16 protein-coding genes are annotated in these 18,437 nt (G+C 52.6%); 9 read left to right on the forward strand and 7 right to left on the reverse strand.

The genetic code is table 11. The annotated features are described in order from the left end of the window. Window positions 1–11: 11 nt before the first annotated feature. The 4 genes from hslU to priA all read right to left on the reverse strand — a co-directional run bounded on the left by hslU (window position 12) and on the right by priA (window position 4,747). A complete protein-coding gene (gene hslU / locus ATY27_RS07175) occupies window positions 12–1,343 on the reverse strand; it encodes an HslU--HslV peptidase ATPase subunit (protein ID WP_208931974.1) in 1,332 nt (443 codons plus the stop codon). 9 nt (window positions 1,344–1,352) lie between these two features. Then, entirely contained in the window at window positions 1,353–1,874 is a 522-nt protein-coding gene (gene hslV / locus ATY27_RS07180) for an ATP-dependent protease subunit HslV (RefSeq protein WP_208931973.1), read from the reverse strand. Between the two features lie 80 nt (window positions 1,875–1,954). Beyond that, window positions 1,955–2,479, reverse strand: a complete 525-nt coding sequence (locus ATY27_RS07185) for an SPOR domain-containing protein (RefSeq protein WP_208931972.1) — start codon at window positions 2,477–2,479, stop codon at window positions 1,955–1,957. Window positions 2,480–2,578: 99 nt separating this feature from the next. Beyond that, window positions 2,579–4,747, reverse strand: a complete 2,169-nt coding sequence (gene priA, locus ATY27_RS07190; RefSeq protein WP_208931971.1) for a primosomal protein N' — start codon at window positions 4,745–4,747, stop codon at window positions 2,579–2,581. Between the two features lie 240 nt (window positions 4,748–4,987). Here priA and rpmE point away from each other — a divergent pair, with 240 nt between their 5' ends. Both rpmE and ATY27_RS07200 read left to right on the forward strand, forming a co-directional pair. Next, a complete protein-coding gene (gene rpmE, locus ATY27_RS07195) occupies window positions 4,988–5,200 on the forward strand; it encodes a 50S ribosomal protein L31 (RefSeq protein ID WP_208931970.1) in 213 nt (70 codons plus the stop codon). A gap of 515 nt (window positions 5,201–5,715) precedes the next feature. Continuing rightward, on the forward strand, window positions 5,716–6,960 hold the full coding sequence (locus tag ATY27_RS07200; RefSeq protein WP_208931969.1) for a malic enzyme-like NAD(P)-binding protein: 1,245 nt from the start codon (window positions 5,716–5,718) through the stop codon (window positions 6,958–6,960). A 124-nt stretch (window positions 6,961–7,084) separates the two neighbouring features. On the opposite strand, the gene metJ is transcribed toward ATY27_RS07200, so the two are convergent. After that, entirely contained in the window at window positions 7,085–7,420 is a 336-nt protein-coding gene (gene metJ / locus ATY27_RS07205; RefSeq protein ID WP_031567174.1) for a met regulon transcriptional regulator MetJ, read from the reverse strand. Window positions 7,421–7,597: 177 nt separating this feature from the next. Between metJ and metB the strand changes: the two genes are divergently transcribed. Then, window positions 7,598–8,881, forward strand: a complete 1,284-nt coding sequence (gene metB / locus ATY27_RS07210; protein ID WP_208931968.1) for a cystathionine gamma-synthase — start codon at window positions 7,598–7,600, stop codon at window positions 8,879–8,881. Between the two features lie 5 nt (window positions 8,882–8,886). Beyond that, on the forward strand, window positions 8,887–11,319 hold the full coding sequence (metL, locus tag ATY27_RS07215) for a bifunctional aspartate kinase/homoserine dehydrogenase II (protein WP_208931967.1): 2,433 nt from the start codon (window positions 8,887–8,889) through the stop codon (window positions 11,317–11,319). Between the two features lie 40 nt (window positions 11,320–11,359). On the opposite strand, the gene ATY27_RS07220 is transcribed toward metL, so the two are convergent. Together ATY27_RS07220 and ATY27_RS07225 are read right to left on the reverse strand one after the other, a co-directional pair. Further along, entirely contained in the window at window positions 11,360–11,893 is a 534-nt protein-coding gene (locus ATY27_RS07220; RefSeq protein WP_208931966.1) for a response regulator, read from the reverse strand. After that, the gene (locus tag ATY27_RS07225; RefSeq protein WP_208931965.1) at window positions 11,893–13,224 is read right to left on the reverse strand and encodes a HAMP domain-containing histidine kinase; all 1,332 of its coding nucleotides are present in this window, start codon (window positions 13,222–13,224) and stop codon (window positions 11,893–11,895) included. Before ATY27_RS07225 ends, ATY27_RS07220 begins: the two co-directional genes overlap by 1 nt. A gap of 476 nt (window positions 13,225–13,700) precedes the next feature. Between ATY27_RS07225 and ATY27_RS07230 the strand changes: the two genes are divergently transcribed. From ATY27_RS07230 to argB, 5 genes are all read left to right on the forward strand, one after another. Next, window positions 13,701–13,898, forward strand: coding sequence for a hypothetical protein (locus ATY27_RS07230; RefSeq protein ID WP_208931964.1), 198 nt, complete (start codon window positions 13,701–13,703; stop codon window positions 13,896–13,898). A 22-nt stretch (window positions 13,899–13,920) separates the two neighbouring features. Then, a complete protein-coding gene (locus ATY27_RS07235) occupies window positions 13,921–14,535 on the forward strand; it encodes a hypothetical protein (protein WP_208931963.1) in 615 nt (204 codons plus the stop codon). A gap of 42 nt (window positions 14,536–14,577) precedes the next feature. Further along, complete coding sequence (gene dauA / locus ATY27_RS07240; protein WP_208931962.1) at window positions 14,578–16,347, forward strand: C4-dicarboxylic acid transporter DauA; 1,770 nt, start codon at window positions 14,578–14,580, stop codon at window positions 16,345–16,347. A 269-nt stretch (window positions 16,348–16,616) separates the two neighbouring features. Continuing rightward, window positions 16,617–17,660: an N-acetyl-gamma-glutamyl-phosphate reductase gene (gene argC, locus ATY27_RS07245; RefSeq protein ID WP_208931961.1), complete on the forward strand. Its 1,044-nt coding sequence runs from the start codon at window positions 16,617–16,619 to the stop codon at window positions 17,658–17,660. Next, entirely contained in the window at window positions 17,653–18,423 is a 771-nt protein-coding gene (gene argB, locus ATY27_RS07250; RefSeq protein WP_208931960.1) for an acetylglutamate kinase, read from the forward strand. The genes argC and argB overlap by 8 nt, the downstream gene beginning before the upstream one ends. Window positions 18,424–18,437: the final 14 nt, after the last annotated feature.

Below are 18,437 nucleotides of genomic sequence, written 5' to 3' on the forward strand. Positions count from 1 at the left end.
TGCCTGCAAAGTTACAGAATAAACCGGCTTAAATCTTCATCCTGCACCAGCGCATCCAGGTGATCGTCGACATAAGCAGCGTCCACCGTCACTTGCTGGCCCTGATGGTCAGCCGCGTCGAACGACACGTCTTCCAGCAGGCGTTCCATCACAGTGTACAAGCGGCGGGCTCCGATATTTTCGGTGCGTTCGTTGACCTGCCAGGCCGCATTAGCGATGCGCTTAATACCATCGTTTGTAAATTGCAGCTGGACACCTTCTGTTGCCAGCATCGCCACAGTTTGTTCGGTCAGCGAGGCTTTAGGTTCAGTCAGGATCCGCTCAAAATCCGCCGCAGTCAGGGGTTGCAGCTCAACCCGGATCGGCAAGCGACCCTGCAGTTCCGGCACTAGATCTGACGGTTTGGCCAGCTGGAAAGCACCGGAAGCGATAAACAGAATGTGGTCAGTTTTGACAATGCCGTGTTTGGTATTGACACTGCATCCTTCGATTAACGGTAACAAATCGCGTTGTACACCTTCGCGGGATACGTCTGGCCCGTTGCTTTCACCACGCTTGCAGATCTTGTCGATTTCATCGATAAAGACGATGCCATTTTGCTCCACGGCTTCCAGCGCTTTGGCTTTCAGCTCTTCCGGATTGATCAGTTTGGCGGCCTCTTCATCAATCAGTTGCTTCAGAGCATCTTTGATCTTCAGTTTGCGTTTTTTCGTGCGCTCCTGACCGAGATTCTGAAACATAGACTGCAGTTGCTGGGTCATTTCTTCCATGCCCGGTGGCGCCATTATTTCAACGCCCATCGGGCCTGCCGCCAGATCCAGCTCAATTTCTTTGTCGTCGAGCTGCCCTTCACGCAGTTTTTTCCGGAAGATCTGCCGGGTATTGGAATCGCTGTCGTTATTGTCTACTTCACCCCAGTTGTTGCGGGCGCGTGGTAACAACACATCCAGGATCCGTTCTTCAGCGGCTTCTTCGGCACGAAAACGGTTCCGCACCACTTCCTGTTCACGCACCATTTTCACTGCGCTGTCGGTCAGATCGCGAATGATACTGTCGACTTCTTTGCCGACATAACCGACTTCGGTGAATTTGGTCGCTTCCACTTTGATAAATGGAGCATTAGCCAGTTTAGCCAGGCGCCGGGCAATTTCGGTTTTACCAACGCCGGTCGGGCCAATCATCAGAATATTTTTTGGCGTTACTTCCTGACGCAATGCTGGGTCAAGCTGCATCCGGCGCCAGCGGTTACGCAGTGCAATAGCCACGGCGCGTTTGGCACCTTGCTGACCGATGATATGGCGGTCCAGTTCGTGGACGATTTCGCGGGGAGTCATTTCCGACATCAGATGGCCTTATTTTAATTCTTCAATCGTGTGATGATGATTGGTGTAAATGCAGATATCACCGGCGATAGTCAGCGCTTTTTCGACAATAGCGCTGGCGGGTAATTCAGTGTTATTCAGTAACGCCGTGGCAGCAGCCTGAGCAAATGGCCCGCCGGAACCAATGGCAATCAAATCCTGCTCTGGCTGGATCACATCGCCGTTACCGGTAATGATCAGCGAGCAGTTGGCATCGGCGACTGCCAGCAAAGCCTCGAGCTTGCGCAGCATCCGGTCGGTGCGCCAGTCTTTGGCCAGTTCCACAGCCGCGCGCATCAGATGGCCCTGGTGCAGTTCCAGCTTGGCTTCAAAACGTTCAAACAGTGTGAAAGCGTCCGCTGTACCACCGGCAAAACCAGCCAGTACCTTGCCGTGATAAAGCCGGCGCACTTTTTTCGCGTTGCCTTTCATCACAGTGTTACCGAGGGTGACCTGGCCGTCACCACCGAGCGCAACTTGGCCGTTGCGGCGTACAGAAACAATAGTGGTCATAACATCAATTCAAAGAGGACAGATAACGCAGATATGTGGGGCAGGGCCGCATTTTTCAAGCGTGCGGCCCGTGTTGGGATTTAGAGTACCCAGCAGTTGGCTATTTTTTGTTTCAGCAGTTTGTTTTTGTCGTTTTGGGCCTGACGTTTGCTGACATATGGGCCGGAGACCACCCGGTATTTGCCGGAAGATTCGCGGATCTCCGAACTGACACCGGCAAAAGCCATTTTGGCTTTTAATTGCTGCGCACCGTCCATCGCTTTAAAGGTGCCACAAAACATGTTGGCCGGTGCTTTGGTGGCGAGCTGGTCGGCTTCCACCTGAATTTCTTTGGTTTGCAGCTCTTTGATGTAGGTATACGGCTCTTTGGCCGGTTTTGGTGGCAATTCATCCAACGATTGTGGGGTCGCTACCGCTGCTTTGGCCTGTTCAGCCGCCGCATCCGCGCCTGGCCGGTGTGAGATGTGCCATAAAAAAGCGCTAAATGCGACCAGCAATAGGGTCACGACGCCTATCAGTAATACTGGTAGTGGTTTCTTTTCGTTTGGTTTTTTCTTCGGACGCGGTGCTGGCCGGGCCGTTTTTACATAATCTTGATGAGGCATGCCAAATTCTTGCGGCGACAAATGTGAGGGGATTGTACTGGATTTGGCGGCAAAAAAGTAAGGTTGAATTGCGCTTCTGCACGCTGGCGCCAGCGGTTTTTAACTCAGATCAAGCGCGTCGACATCCAGTTGCCATTTGATTTTGCGCGAAAGTGCAGTGCTGCAACATTGGTTTAACACCAGATCCAGCGCCTGATGCAGTTGTCGGCGATCACGGCAAAACAGCTGTAGTTGCCAGCGGAATTTGCCGGCTTTTCGTTCCAGTGGTGGTTTCAGCGGGCCTAAATATTGTATTTGTGGGCATTCAGCGGCGATCAGCTGCTGAATGCCGGTTAAAAACATCAGACCGTCATTGCTGTCAAAAGATTCGGTACGAAATAACGCCAGATGCTGATAAGGCGGCAAGCGGGTTTGCTGGCGTTCCAGCAAAGCACTGCGGGCAAACGAGTTGTAACCATTCTGGATCACGTCCTGTAATAGCGGATGACCCGGATAATGGGTTTGCAGCAACACAGTGCCGGCCACATCACCACGCCCGGCCCGGCCTGCCACTTGGGTCAGCAGCTGCGCCAGTTGCTCAGAGGCGCGAAAATCGCTGGAATACAAAGCGCTGTCGACATCAACAATCACCACCAGACTGACTTTGGGGAAATGATGGCCTTTGGCCAGCATCTGAGTGCCGACAATAATGGCCGGCTGGCCCTGATTAATTTCCTCCAGCAAGGCTTCCAGACTGCCTTTACGCCGCGTGCTGTCGCGATCGAGCCGGATCACCCGGAAGTCTGGGATCAGCTGTTGTAGCTGCTCTTCGAGCTGTTCAGTGCCTTGCCCGACCGGCGCGAGCTGCGTGCTGCCGCAATGACCACATTGATGTGGAACCGGCCGGCTGGCGCCGCAATGGTGACATACCAGCTGGCGGCTTTGTTTATGAAACGTGGTAAAGGCGGCGCAGCGCTGGCATTCGGTCAGCCAGCCACATTCATGGCAGATCAGTGCCGGGGCAAAACCGCGGCGGTTTAAGAACAACATCACTTGTTCACCGCGTTGCAACCGCTGTTTGATCTGGGCCAGCGTGCCATCCGCCAGGCCATGTTTAAGTACCTGCTGCTTTAAATCCATCAGCTCAATTTTGGGCACTTTTTGGCTGGTGGCGCGCTCTGGCAATGGTAAATGGGCAAATTTGCCCTGCTGCACGTTGTACAACGATTCAAGACTGGGGGTGGCCGAACCCAGCACGATCGGGCAACCCGCCAGTGCGGCGCGCTTCACGGCAAGATCCCTGGCGTGATACCGGAAGCCTTCCTGTTGCTTTAATGAAGCGTCGTGTTCTTCATCAATGATCAGCAAGCCGAGCTGTAAAAACGGCAAAAACAGCGCGGAACGGGTACCTATGGTGATCGCGGCATCGCCGCTCTGGCTGCGTTGCCAGGCCAGTAATCGCTCCTGATCGGTCATGTTGGAATGCCAAATCTGCAAAGGCACCGCAAAGCGTTTGGCAAAACGCGCCAGCGTCTGTGGGGTCAGACCAATTTCCGGCACCAAGACCAGCACTTGTTGGCCGCGCTGTAGTACCGGGCTGATACATTGCAGATAGACTTCAGTTTTACCGGAGCCGGTGACACCTTCCAGTAAAAACCGGCTGAAGCAACCGGCCGACTGATTGATAGCGCTAACCGCCAATGCCTGCGCCGGATTGAGCTGTAATGGCGTCTGCCGGTCTGGTTGTGGTGTAAAAGGCTTAAATTCAATGGCTTGCCATGCTACCAAATCTTTTTCCAGCAAAGCTTTAATTTGCGGGCTTTCACCAACGAGTTCATCTTCACGGCAAGCGGACTGTTGCAGGCGTTGCCACAGCGCCAGCTGGCGTGGCGCGCGTTGCAGCGAATCCGGTTTGAGACTGCTGCCTTGTGGGGTCAGTTGCAGCAACCGGCCGTGTCCGGCTAACACAGACTTGCCTTCCCGCAGCAGCGCTGGCAGGGCACTGACCAGCACTTCGCCGAGCGGATGATGGTAGTAGTCTGAAGCAAAACTTAACAACTGTTTGATTTCATTGCCAAATAATGGCGTCTGGTCCAGAACCTCCAGCAGCGCTTTCAGCTTATCCGGATGGGCATTTTCCGGCTCGAGTTGCCAGACAATGCCAATCAGTTCCCGCTTGCCAAATGGCACCCGTACCCGCACACCGACCTGGACCTGCATACCCTCGGGCAACAAATAATCAAAATGCTGATGCAGCGGGACAGGCAGTGCGACGCGGACTCGGTTCAACAGGCAAGATCTCAGGGCCAGAATGCGGCAAAGTGTAGCGAGTCGGGCTGACCTGCCACAATGCTTTTTTCAGTGCAGCTCAGCAACGGCAACAATCCGCTGCTTTTTTCTGCAAAAAATGAAGAAAAAGTTGAACCGGCAGGTCGGATCTATTAAGCTACGCGCCCTAAATTAACTGAAATGCGTATGGTGTCTGACAGTGAGCTGATCAGATAGCGATACGGCCTAACGAGGTAAGCCATGAAACCAGGTATCCACCCGGAATACAAAGAAATCACTGCAACTTGTACTTGCGGTAATGCATTCAAAACCCGTTCAGCACTGTGCAAAGACATCCACTTGGACGTTTGCTCAGCTTGCCACCCGTTCTACACAGGTAAGCAAAAAGTTCTGGACGTAGGTGGTCGTGTTGACCGCTTCAAGAAACGTTTCGCAGTACTGGGCGCCAAATAATCCAGTCGCGTTACCGCAAAAAAGCACCTCCGGGTGCTTTTTTTGTGCCTGTAACTTATTGCATAACCTGTTTGGCTATTATTTATTCATCTTCGAAATGAAATCTATTTAGTTTATTTAAAATCAATCAATTAGCGATATTCTTCGCTACGAGTGTGCATGTAAATTCAGCCAGTCTGCACAACTATCTGCCTTTTCATGACAGCTTCTTGCATCTTTAAGCAAATTGCGGTTGCTGGTCTTACCTCTTGGGATTTTGTCGCTTGGCACCACGGCCAAAAGTTGTTATAACAAGCCTGATGGCCAAAAAGTGCACAGACATTTTCCGCCGCTCCTCCACGTAAAAAGGCAACTATTGTGTTCACAAGGCCACTCTGGACAGAGGTACAACCAGCGTGAAGTCAATAGGCATGCCGCGTCAGGCTCTTTACAATGGGCCGCCTTTTGCGCTTACCCTCGCAAAAGTATTGGCAAATAACATAAAGCCCACAGGGCTAAGCCTCAGGACTCTTACCATGTCAGATTTCAGGAAAGCAGCGCTCGATTATCATGCCAATCCCACGCCGGGCAAAATCGGCATTCAAATCACCAAACCGGCTGAGACGGTCAAAGACTTAGCGCTGGCCTACAGCCCCGGTGTCGCTGAGCCGGTGCGCGAAATTGCCGACGACATCGACAATGTTTACAAATACACAGGCAAAGGCAATCTGGTGGCCGTGATCACCAATGGCACCGCGATTTTAGGCCTAGGCAATCTGGGCCCGATGGCGTCTAAACCTGTGATGGAAGGTAAGGCGCTGTTGTTCAAGCGTTTTGCCAATCTGGATTCGATTGACATCGAAGTGACGCACCGCACCACTGAAGATTTCATCAATACAGTAGCGAATATCGCCGACACTTTTGGCGGTATTAACCTCGAAGATATCAAATCGCCGGAATGTTTTGAGATTGAAAAAGAGCTGATCAAACGCTGCAATATTCCGGTATTCCATGACGACCAACACGGCACCGCCATTGTCACCGCGGCCGGTCTGTTAAACGCGCTGGAAATTCAGGGCAAAGATATCCGTAAAGTCACCATTGTTTGTATGGGCGCCGGCGCTGCCGCAATCGCTTGTATGGAGCTGCTGATTAAATGCGGCGCCAAACGCGAATACATCTACATGCTGGACACCAAAGGCGTGATCCATACCCGCCGTGAAGATCTGAACAAATACAAAACTTTGTTTGCCAATAACACGGATAAACGCACGCTGGAAGACGCACTGGATGGTGCAGATGTCTTTATCGGTGTGTCCGGGCCTGATGCATTGCCACCACAAGCGCTGAAACTGATGGCGGCGAATCCGGTGATTTTTGCCTGCTCAAACCCGGATCCGGAAATAAAGCCAGAGCTGGCGCATGCCGAGCGCAAAGATATCATCATGGCCACCGGCCGTTCGGATTATCCGAACCAGGTCAATAACGTGTTGTGTTTCCCGTTTATTTTCCGCGGCGCATTAGACGTGCGGGCCAGTGTCATTAACGATGAGATGAAGATTGCCGCTGTGCATGCGATCCGCGCCATCGCCAAAGAGCCGGTGCCTGCGGAAGTGTTACAGGCCGCGCAGGTCGCTAAGCTTGAATTTGGCGCTGAATACATCATTCCAAAACCAATGGACCCACGCCTGTTGCCGCGCGTGGCCAAAGCGGTGGCCGATGCGGCTGTCGCCTCAGGTGTCGCGCGCATCCCAATGCCAAAACACTATATGGAAAGCTGATTTTTCCGCTGCAATAAAAAGAAAAACCGCGGCGAGCCGCGGTTTTTTTTTATGCCTGTTGTTTGAATTTATTATCGACTCTTGCGGCAACCTGTCGTTGTTAATTTTTCGGTTGCGTCGGTCTTTATTCTTCGTCTGATTCAGCTTCCTGAATGTCCGGAATGGGTTTACCCATGCTGGTCAGGATATTGCGCACTTCGATTGGGATTTGATGTGGGTTATCTTTGCGTAAATCTTCATCGGCAGGCAGTGGCTGGCCGGTAAATGCATGCAAAAAAGCTTCGCATAATAATTCGCTGTTGGTGGCGTGGCGTAAGTTGTTGACCTGGCGGCGGGTGCGCTCATCAGTTAAAACTTTTAATACATTCAGGGGGATGGAGACGGTGATTTTCTTCACCTGTTCTGATTTCTTGCCGTGTTCTGCATAGGGGTGAACGTATTCACCATTCCACTTTGCCATAGTTGTACCTTGATTTAATTATTTGTTGTGCGTTTTGGCCCGAAATTTTATCTCTTTATACGCGTATAAACAAACGCTGCGCAAGAAATAATCATGATAGACGTCTAAATGTTTTGACATCCTTTTTCGGCGCTGTATACTTTTAGCCGTCTAAACATCTAAAAGTATGAGGTTGATATGTCCACACGTCGCTCCGCCACAGTTGCAGCCCGCGCCGGTATCGCGCAGGACCCCGCGTATGGTGCCGTGACGCCGCCGATGTATCTGACCTCTACCTACGAATTACCAGCGTTTAAACAGCCGGGAAAATACGATTATTCACGGTCGAATAACCCAACCCGTGACCTGCTGGGTGATGCGTTGTGTCAACTCGAAGGCGGTGCCAAGGCTCTGGTGACCAATACCGGCATGTCGGCCTGTGTGCTGGCGCTACAGGTGCTGACGCCGGACGATACTCTGGTGATCCCGCACGATTGTTACGGTGGCAGCTACCGCTTATTCACCAATCTGGCCAATAAAAAACGCGCCTTTAAGTTAGTGATCGTCAATTTTCAGCAAGATAACTGGGCAGAACTGGTCAGCGCCGCAGCACCAAAACTGATTTGGCTGGAAACACCAAGCAATCCGTTGCTGCAAATCACCGATGTGCGTGCTGTCTGTGACCTGGCGAAAACGCTGCAGGCACTGGTGCTGGTCGACAACACCTTTTTATCACCGGCACTGCAAAACCCGATCGCGCTCGGCGCCGATTTGGTGTTGCATTCCACCACCAAATATTTAAATGGCCACAGTGATATTGTCGGCGGCGCTTTGATTGTGAAAGACGCTGCATTGGGTGATGAATTGAAATGGTGGGCCAATTGTCTCGGCGTCACCGCCGGTGCCTTTGATTCGCATCTGACACTGCGCGGCATCCGCACTTTGTTACCGCGGATCAAAGCGCATCAGGAAAATGCTGCATTGGTGGTGGACTACCTGCAACAGCAACCGCTGGCCGGTAAGATTTATTATCCGGGCTTAAAAGACCATCCGGGCCATGCCATTGCCAAAGCGCAACAACATGGCTTTGGCGCCATGATCAGCTTTGATTTAGCGGCAGATGCCAAATATCTGGCTGTTTTTTTTGCCGCGCTGGAGTGTTTCACGCTGGCACAATCGTTAGGTGGTATTGAAAGCCTGATTTGCCATCCCGGCACTATGACACATGCGTCGATGGACGCCGCCGCGCAAAAAACCGCCGGCATAGGCCCGACATTAATCCGTCTGTCGGTCGGCATTGAAGATCCACGCGATTTGCTGGCCGATCTGGAGCAGGCATTTACTGCCGTTGCAGTGGCAATCCGGGCAGATGGTGGCAACGCCGCAGCAGGTCATGACACTGCACCGGGCGCAGTCAAACCGGCAAACGCACACAACGAACAACAATTCCGGCTGAATCCAGCCCTGGCCGCTTTTTGGTAATGATCATGGCACTACAACAACTTTCCGCCGAGGCCGACAAGGTCATCGTACATAAATTCGGTGGCAGCAGCCTGGCCACCGCCGAACGTTTTCATGCCGTGGCAGATATTCTGCTGCAGCAACCGCAACGCAGTGCCTGGGTCGTCGTATCGGCGCCGGGCGATACCACCGACCATTTGCTGGATCTAATCGCTGCTGCAGCGGATGCAGGTAGTTTTGACACCCAATGGCAGCAACTGTCGGCGCAGCTGCGCTTACTGGTCAATCGGACTCTAACCGCGTTAACTGCACCACAGGCACTGAATACGCTAAATAACTGGCTGGCGCAGCTGCCGGCGTTGGTACAGGCGGGTCAGCACAATGAAGTACTGGCGACCGGTGAGAAATTATCAGCTTTGTTGTTAAGTGCGGTACTGACAGAGCGTGGCAATGAAGCCCAAGCCATTGATGCCCGTGATTTTTTACGCCTTGAACTGCAACCGCTTGGTGATGCGCAAGTACTGTGGCAGCAATCGGCCGCATTATTGGCCCCGCTGCAGCAACGCGGATTTAATGTCGTCACTGGCTTTATTGCCCGTGATGCGCAGCATAACAGCATCACATTGGGCCGCAACGGCAGTGATTATTCGGCGACGATAGTCGGAGCGCTGATCAAAGCCGATGCCGTACATATCTGGACAGATGTGGATGCGATCTACAGTGCTGATCCACGTAAAGTGCCGTCTGCGCGTGCATACCGCCAGGTGCCGTGGCCACTGGCGATCCGGCTGGCGGAGCTGGGCAATCCGGTACTGCATGCCAAAACGCTGAATCCACTGCTGCAACATCCGGCGGAACTGATTGTGCGCAGTAGTTATGAACCGGAGCAACCGGGTTGCCGTGTCAGCCGTCAGAGTGCGATTGAAGTGCAATTTGTCACAGATCTGGCTGATGCTGTGCTGCTGACATTACCGGCGCATTGTAAAGTCAGTCCGCAACAAGCGGCGGCGGCATTACAGTTTCCGGTCTTTGCCGCGCCGGCAACCAACGGCAAACAATGGCTGGTGGCGCAGAAAAATCTGGAAGTTTTGTTGCAGTTCCTTGGTCAGCAACAAATTTACCCACGCGTCAGCTCTGAACAATTTTATGCCGTCGCCTGGCTCAAACCGGCCGCCCGCCAACAACGCCAGCTGCCGCTGCAGGCCGCGCATTGGCTGGAACGGCAACAACCGGTGCATAGTTTCCAGGATGACGAACTGGCATTGTGGTTATTTAGCCCGGCGCTGACGGCCAACGAACTGACCGAATTACACCAGTTGCTGCTGCCAAGCACAGTGCGGCTGAATATTGTGGTGGCAGGGACCGGCAATGTCGGCTCAGAGTTTTTGAGCCTGTTAGCGAAACAGCAACAAGCTTATGCCGGTCAAATTGAATTGCGCCTGGCCGGTTTGTTTAATTCGCGTCGGGCTGAGTTTAGTGACCAGATCAATGTTGCCGACTGGCAGCAAACCTTAGCCACTGCAGCACCATATCAAAAGCAGGATCTGCTGGATTATCTGACCGGGTTACCGGATCCCAAAGTATTGGTCGATATCACGCCAAGCCGCAGTTTTGCCGAAGATTATGTTGATATCGTCCGTACCGGTTGCCATCTGATCAGCGCCAATAAACAAGGCGTCACGCTGCCATTGCCGCAGTATCAGCAGATCATCGCCGCAGTAGCAGAACAGCAGGTCAGCTGGCAGGCCAATACCACTTGTGGCGCCGGCTTACCGGTGCAGCGGCTGTTGCAGGAGTTACAAAGTTCCGGTGACCAGATCCAGCAAATCAGTGGCATTTTCTCCGGCACTTTGTCCTGGTTATTGTGCAAATACGACGGCAGTGCGCCTTTCTCCGAGTTTGTGCTGCAGGCGCAGGCGGAGGGATTAACTGAGCCGGATCCGCGTGACGATCTGTCCGGCAAAGACGTACAACGTAAATTACTGGTGTTGGCGCGGGAGCTGGGTCTTAGCCTGGATATCAGCGACATCGCATTAACGCCGTTGCTGCCGGCCGGTTTGGATACGCTGAGCTGGGACGAGTTCTGGGCGCGTCGGGCCGAGCTCGACAATGCTCTTGCCGATACTTATGCCCGCGCTCAAGCGGCCGGTAAAGTGCTGCGGTATGTCGCAACGCTGACAGTGACTCCACAAGGCCCGCAAGCCCGGGTCGAGCTGCTGACAGTGGCACCTGATCATCCGCTGGCGGCGATCCAGGCCTGCGATAATGTGTTTGTCATTGAGAGTGACTGGTATCAGGCTAATCCGCTGGTGCTAAAAGGGCCAGGTGCTGGCCGTCAGGTCACTGCAGGTGGCATTCACGCTGACCTCGCGATCCTGGCCCGTCAGCAAATTGCCGCTGCCAAAGCCGCCAGGCACAGTCAGGCACAAGCTGCCGCCTGGGCCAATCCGCGCGCCTGAGTGCGTCTCTGATGTTTTGTGAACGACCAGACCCGGCAACTTAGCCGGGTCTGTGTTTCAGCAGCTTGCGCTGCAAGGTACGCCGGTGCATACCAAGTAACCGTGCGGTCTGACTGATATTGCCATCTTGCTGCGCCAGGACGCGCTGAATATGTTCCCATTCCATTTGGTCGGCCGACAATAAAGTCTCTTGGTCTTCAACACATTGTTCGCCCGTTACGGGCCTATTGGGCTCGCTGCTGAGTGCCTGCAATAACACTGCAAAATCAACAGGTTTAGTCAGATAATCGTCGGCGCCAAGTTTTACCGCCTGCACTGCGGTGGCAATACTGGCAAAACCCGTCAGCAACAAAATGCGGCATTCGGGCAGCGCTGCACGCAGTGGGGCTATGTAGTTGAGGCCTGAGGTATCACCAAAGCGCAAATCAATCAGCCAGACGTCAGCTACGGTCGCCAGCAGTTCTGGCAGTGACGGCGGTGTGGAAAATGTATGGACCTGATGACCGGCTGCAGTGAAACGACGCTGCAGAGTGCGCAACAAGGTCTCATCATCATCTAATAAAGTCAGTTTCATCAGACGTCCTTTGCCGGAAAACGGATTTCAGTGATAAGGCCGGCCCCTTCAGCCTGGCGCCGCAACACCTGGCCACCACAGCGTTCAATGGTGCTGTTTGCCAAAAATTGGCCAAGGCCGAGGCCTTCAGCATTGTCATAAGGTGTTTTGCCCAAAGTGGCCAGCTGCTCTGCCGATAATCCCTGGCCGAAGTCTCTGATTTGCAGACTAAATTGCTGCTGGTGCTGGCTTAGCCGGACATCGATCCTCGGTTGCTGCTGAGCCAGACTGGCGTCCGCAGCATTGTCCAAAATGTTAAATAAGGCGGCAGACCACGCCAACGCGTCAGAGATCGGATTTTCAGTATGGTCTGTGTGTTCTTCCAGCGTCAGACTGATCTCGGGCCGGCTCACCAGCCATAGTTTTAAGGCCCGTTGTGCCACCAGACAGAGTGCTTCCCTGGTTTGTGGCTGACGCAGCTGCAGCGCATTTTGCCGCAGTTGCTGGACAATATGCTGACAGCGGCGCACTTCTCCACGCAGGTCAGCCAGCAGAGCGGGATCTGGCGGGCTGTCGCTCAATTCGTCGGTCAACAGGGTCAGATTTTGTAGTGGGGTCGCGAGATCATGTGCCGCGTTCGCCGCATAAGTTGCCACGGCCAGCATCTGTTCCTGTTGATATTGCTGTTGTTGTAACTGGTACAATTCCCGGCTCTTCTGCCGCACCAACCGGGCCTGTGCACTGCCAAAAGCGGCAATAAAAAACGCTGACAAGGCAAAAGCCCAGGCCATTTGCCATAGATGTGCGCTGAATTGTTCAGGCATCCCCAGGCTTTGCTCTGCGCCATCGATAAAAACCTGATGACTGCGGTGCGCTGCATGCGGGTCATAAATCAGCTGGCCGGTGTGCGGATCCACCTGACTCAGAGGCAACAAGATCGCCAGTAGCAGATAGCAGGTAACCGCCAGTGTCGCCGTCAATAAGGCGATGCGACGCGGCAACAACACGGCACTGACAGCGACTGGTAATAACAACAAGGCAATCAGACCATTACCGGCGCCACCGGACAAAGCCAGCATCAGGGTAAATAAGCTCAGATCGTACAGGATCGCCAGTGCGAAGATCCGATGCGGGTGTTGCGCCGCACCAGGCAACCACACCAGGGACAGGTTAGTACAACCGTACAATGACAATAACAACAGCATTAATGGCCAACTGCTGACTGGATAATTAAATGTCCAGGCTGCCAACGCGGCTAAATAAGTTGTGCCGACCAAGCCCCAGCGAAATTTCTGTAATTGCTTGATTTGACTATGAGATTTTGACTCGGGGCTGAGCAGAACGGGCAGCATAAAGCGCTCTCAAAAAAAGCGGGCGCTAAGCGCCCGTTGCAAAAAACTGACAGGTTCAGACTACGCAGTCGGCCGTAAAAAGTCACGGTCCAATGCACGCTGTACTGAGTCAGCATTGACTATATCCGCTCTTTGCACATTGCGTGGTGTGGCATTTTGCCGCAGCTGATGGGTGCAGTGACAAAATCTTGACAGTTAAGCGGCGGCAAAATGCGGCAAGCAGTCCCGGCAGCGGCGGAAAAATATCGCCGCTTGAGGTCGGATCTGTGGCCAATGTAGGCTGATTTGCTGTGTTGTATTCCAGGGTGTATTTTTAAGGAATTGAAATATATAGATAAAATCATATTTTATTGTATTGATGAGCAGCTGGCACTGACTTTGCAATTTCAACTTGCACCCGCTGGATCTGCATGATCCGGGTCAGGGAACTTAGAATCCAAACCAAATAATCTTTACAATTAAGGGATTTACTCATCATGAAATTCAATGCAAAATCAAAACTGTTCGCAGCTCTGTTTCCAGTATCAAAACAAGAACAATCAGCAGAGCTGGTCGAGTTAAATTCAACTGAACTGGCGCAAGTCAGCGGCGGTATTTCACTGAAATCGAACGATGGCGTTGTCAGCGCATTACATATCGGTGACAGCGACGGTCCAATCTGGATCAAAAACTAAAATTTGGACAAATGCAGGTTCTGTGAATCAGACATCAGACTATCTAAGAAATACAGCCGCCACTTTGTTATGTATCATTGCAATGGCGGCTCCATTTTATCTGAACCATCAGCCCGACTTTGAACGACTGATTTCTTTTGGTTCTATTGCCATCATTGCTTTGTTCAGTCTGCAACGCCGGCAGATCCTGCCACTGCTGTTGTTGATCGTGTTTATAAAGTTACTGCAGTTCCCGATCTCTTATTTCCTGAAAACGCTGGATACTGCTCTGGTGTATTACCTATGTTCGGCACTGATAGATTTAGTGATGGCGTTTTGTATCGTGCATTATCATGATGATTCTGCATTGCTGAAATTATTTCGGGCAAAACGTCAGGGTTATGTCCCCCAGGTGTATCTGATGGCGCTGTTGCTGGCTTTTTCATCATTGATTGCCTGTTTGCAGGCGATGGAATACGTGATTTATACCATGGACCCGGCATTTTACGGCGAAAGCAAACCCTGGATTTATCAACATCAGCATGCAATTAAACTGACGCTAAAAACCTTGTTTGAACTCAGTATCTGGGCTTTGTTACTCGATCCTAACCGCTGGAAAATCCTGCAAAAGATCCAAAACAAATTTCTGGCACCCTGATTTTAACCCTACAATAGAGTTTTAGGGTTGTGAGGCTGTCTGATGTCGCACCGTGCTCATTTGTTTTCTTTGCGGTTTTTTCATGCGCTGCGTGAAGCGGCGGCAGAAGGTTATGGTTTTTCCGAGCTTGGCAAAGACATTCTGGCTGGTATCAGCGTCGGCATTATTGCTATCCCGTTGGCGATGGCCTTGGCCATTGCCTGTGGCGTGCCGCCGCAATATGGTTTGTACACGGCGATTATTGCCGGTTTTCTGATCCCACTCTGTGGCGGTTCGCGTTACAGCATCTCTGGCCCGACTGCGGCTTTTATCGTCATTTTATATCCGGTCGTGCAAAAGTACGGTCTTGGCGGCTTATTGCTCGCCACTATGCTGTCTGGCGGCATTTTGGTGGCAATGGCGGTGCTGCGGCTTGGCCGTTTTATCCAATACATCCCTGAAGCGGTGACATTAGGCTTTACCGCCGGCATTGCTGTGGTCATTGCGACGTTACAGCTGCGCGATTTATTTGGCCTCAGTGTTGAAACGATGCCGGAACATTATCTGGAAAAGCTGCAGGTGCTGCTGAAAGCGGCAGACACGGCACATTGGCCGGCGATGCTGGTCGCTGCCGTTACGCTGTGGCTGATGTTGCTATGGCCTAAGCTCGGCAGCCGTATTCCGCCGCATTTACCTGCGGTGATCATCGCCACTTTATTGGCACTGGTGTTAAATCATTTCGGCTATCCGGTCGAAACGATTGGCAGCAGATTTCATTACACCGCGGCCGATGGTTCGCTCGCCGCCGGCATCCCGGATATGTTGCCGAGCCTGCAATGGCCCTGGTTATTGCCGGGCGCCGATGGTCAGCCGTTGGTGTGGAGCTCACAACTAATCAAAGACCTGCTGACGGCTGCTTTTGCCATGGCGATGCTGGGGGCGATCGAATCGCTGCTCTGTGCCATGGTGCTGGATGGCATGACTGGCCGGCGTCATAGTGCAAACAGCGAATTACTGGGGCAGGGCATTGGTAATATCGTTGCGCCATTTTTTGGTGGCATCACAGCAACCGCAGCATTGGCCCGTTCAGCGGCTAATGTCCGGGCAGGTGCGGTCTCACCTGTATCTGGCATGGTGCATGCGGGCGTGGTCCTGCTGGCGCTTTTTGCATTGGCGCCGCTACTCAGTTATCTGCCATTGGCAGGCATGGCCGCGTTGTTATTGGTGGTCGCCTGGAATATGAGTGAAGCGCCTAAAGCATTGCATTTGATCAATACGTCTCCGCGCAGCGACGTATTGGTGTTCGCGGTCTGTTTCTCATTTACTGTGCTCTTTGACATGGTGATCGCGATCAGTTGCGGCATCATCATTGCGGCACTGTTATTTGTGCGCGAAGTCGCCGAAATGACCAAGGTGTCGGACGTGACAGAGAACCCGAAGCTGGTCAGCGAAAAACTGGCACCCGGCCATAAAGTGTTCCGCATCAGCGGACCATTGTTTTTTGCCGCCGCAGACCGGGTCTTTGCTGAACTGGCGTTGTTGAGTAAAGAGCAACAGCAAGTGGTACTGCTGATGGATGGCGTGACTTTGCTGGATGCCGGTGGCCTGGCAGCCTTTGATAAGTTTCTGGCCGCAACGGCTAAAACAGACTGCCACGTGATGCTGGTAGATCTGCAATTCCAGGTACTGAAAACGCTGGCGAAAGCCAAGGTGCGGCCTGTTGACGGTTTATTGTCATTTTATCCAACCTTGCCTGATGCGTTGCGACTATTACCGAAACGCGATCAAAGCTGGTCGCTGTCCGACAGCGCGCTGGATAATCCAGGTCTTTAGCAACATTTAGCAGTTATCAGCCACTCTGCTAAATTTTCATATTCATGCAAAGCACGGTCTGCGACAATAGACCAATGATGTTCCGGGCCTTGCCAACACTGTGTTGGCGGCCGGTGAATCTTTATGCAAGCGCATAAAGTGAATTTGAATAATATAAAAATTCACAAAAACAGCATAATAATTCTTGAAAGTGCATGAAAGCCTCTATACACTGGCCGCAGTTTTTGGTGTGGCCATTTTTTATTTAGCATTTGGAGACTGACCACAAGATGTCATCACAATCTGCCACCAGTTCAGTGATTCGCAGCGCAGTGTTAGGGGCCGCCGGTTACAGCGGCGCCGAACTTTGTGTGTTATTGGCGCGTAACCCTCACTTTGCACTCTGCCACGCCTATGCCTCTGCCGGGCGGCAGGCAGAGTCTTTTTCTTCCCTGTATCCGCGGCATAAAGGCCAGTTGGATTTGTTGGTACAGCCATGGACCGATGCCGAGATCGAGAATATCCGCGGCAAAGTTGATGTTGCCTTTTTAGCGCTGCCGCATGAGGCCAGTGAAGAAGTGGCGCCAAAACTGATGGCGGCCGGCATTGTGGTGGTGGATTTGTCCGGCGCATTCCGGCTGAAAGACCCTGATTTATACCCAAAATATTATGGTTATGTTCACCAGCATCCAGAGCTTATCAATGAAGCTGTGTATTCACTGATGGAATGGCTGGACCAGCCATTACCGCAATTGATTTCTGTGCCGGGCTGTTATGTCACGGCAGCGTCATTAGCGCTGTTACCTTTAGTCAAAGCCGGCTTGTTGGCAGACGACAATATCCCGGTGATCAGCGCGACCAGCGGTGTTTCCGGTGCTGGCCGCAAAGCAGCATTGAGTACGTCATTTTGTGAAGTCGGCCTCAACGCTTATGGTTTTTTTAAACACAGACACAGACCGGAAATTGAACAGAATTTAGGCCGCAAAGTGGTGTTCACGCCCCACCTTGGCAATTTTAAACGCGGCATTCTGGCGACCAGCGTCGTGACGTTAAAAACCGGTGTGACTGCCGAGCAGGTGAAAGCCGCGTTTGATCAGGCATACCTCGGTAAACCGCTGGTACGGTTATTGAGCCAGTCGCCGAATGTGGCGGATGTGGCGGGTACGCCTTATTGCGATATTTTCTGGCAAATCGACGGCGAGCAGGTTGTTGTGGTTTCAGCGCTCGACAACTTACTCAAGGGCGCCGCAGCGCAGGCGATGCAGGCGGCCAACGTCAAATTTGGCAAGCCGGAAACGGCTGGTTTACTTGGCGGCGGAGTCTGTCATGAATAATTCACCATTAGTGCTGAAGATGGGCGGCCGGCTGCTTGAAGATATGCCGGCACTTGATAGTTTATTGACCGTGATTAAAGGCCTGGCCGCGGAATATCCGTTGGTGCTGGTGCATGGCGGTGGTGCTCAGGTCGACAGCTGGCTGGCGACTTTTGGTTTCGACACGCAAAAAATTGATGGTCAGCGGGTGTCACCGCCGGAGCAAATGCCGGTGATCACCGGCGCATTGGCCGGTGCGGTTAACGGCCTGATGGTGGCGCGGGCGCAGCTGGCCGGATTAAACGCGGTAGGGCTGACACTCGCCGCCGGTCAGAGCTTGAAATTTGACGTCAATACCAAACTAGGCGCTGTTGGTATTGCCAGAGCGAACGACGGCACTTTAGTCAACACTTTGATACATAATGGTTTTGTGCCGGTGTTCAGCTCTATTGGTCTCAGTGATGACGGTCAGTTACTGAATGTGAACGCCGATATTGCCGCTGCAGCCATTTGTCAGCTGGTGCAGGGGACGCTGGTGTTACTCACCGACGTGCCGGGCATTCTGGATGGCAATGGTCAGCTGATTAAGTCACTGAACAGCACGCAAGCGCAGGCGCTGGTTGACAGCGGTGTGATTAAAGGCGGCATGAAAGTGAAACTCGACGCGGCGCTGGAAACGGCCGCAGCATTGCGACGACCAATCATCGTCGCTGGCTGGCAACAGCCGGAAGATTTATTGAAGCTGATGCAACAGCAGGAAGTTGGCACTTGTATCAGTTGGTAACCCCACTGAAATCT

This window comes from Rheinheimera sp. F8 (assembly GCF_001518915.1).

Excerpts from the sequence above, each read along its gene's own strand:
- hslU (WP_208931974.1), bottom strand. The coding sequence starts at position 1,343 with ATGTCGGAAATGACTCCCCGCGAAATCGTCCACGAACTGGACCGCCAT.
- hslV (WP_208931973.1), bottom strand. The coding sequence starts at position 1,874 with ATGACCACTATTGTTTCTGTACGCCGCAACGGCCAAGTTGCGCTCGGT.
- ATY27_RS07185 (WP_208931972.1), bottom strand. The coding sequence starts at position 2,479 with ATGCCTCATCAAGATTATGTAAAAACGGCCCGGCCAGCACCGCGTCCG.
- rpmE (WP_208931970.1), top strand. The coding sequence starts at position 4,988 with ATGAAACCAGGTATCCACCCGGAATACAAAGAAATCACTGCAACTTGT.
- ATY27_RS07200 (WP_208931969.1), top strand. The coding sequence starts at position 5,716 with ATGTCAGATTTCAGGAAAGCAGCGCTCGATTATCATGCCAATCCCACG.
- metJ (WP_031567174.1), bottom strand. The coding sequence starts at position 7,420 with ATGGCAAAGTGGAATGGTGAATACGTTCACCCCTATGCAGAACACGGC.
- metB (WP_208931968.1), top strand. The coding sequence starts at position 7,598 with ATGTCCACACGTCGCTCCGCCACAGTTGCAGCCCGCGCCGGTATCGCG.
- metL (WP_208931967.1), top strand. The coding sequence starts at position 8,887 with ATGGCACTACAACAACTTTCCGCCGAGGCCGACAAGGTCATCGTACAT.
- ATY27_RS07220 (WP_208931966.1), bottom strand. The coding sequence starts at position 11,893 with ATGAAACTGACTTTATTAGATGATGATGAGACCTTGTTGCGCACTCTG.
- ATY27_RS07225 (WP_208931965.1), bottom strand. The coding sequence starts at position 13,224 with ATGCTGCCCGTTCTGCTCAGCCCCGAGTCAAAATCTCATAGTCAAATC.
- ATY27_RS07230 (WP_208931964.1), top strand. The coding sequence starts at position 13,701 with ATGAAATTCAATGCAAAATCAAAACTGTTCGCAGCTCTGTTTCCAGTA.
- dauA (WP_208931962.1), top strand. The coding sequence starts at position 14,578 with ATGTCGCACCGTGCTCATTTGTTTTCTTTGCGGTTTTTTCATGCGCTG.
- argC (WP_208931961.1), top strand. The coding sequence starts at position 16,617 with ATGTCATCACAATCTGCCACCAGTTCAGTGATTCGCAGCGCAGTGTTA.
- argB (WP_208931960.1), top strand. The coding sequence starts at position 17,653 with ATGAATAATTCACCATTAGTGCTGAAGATGGGCGGCCGGCTGCTTGAA.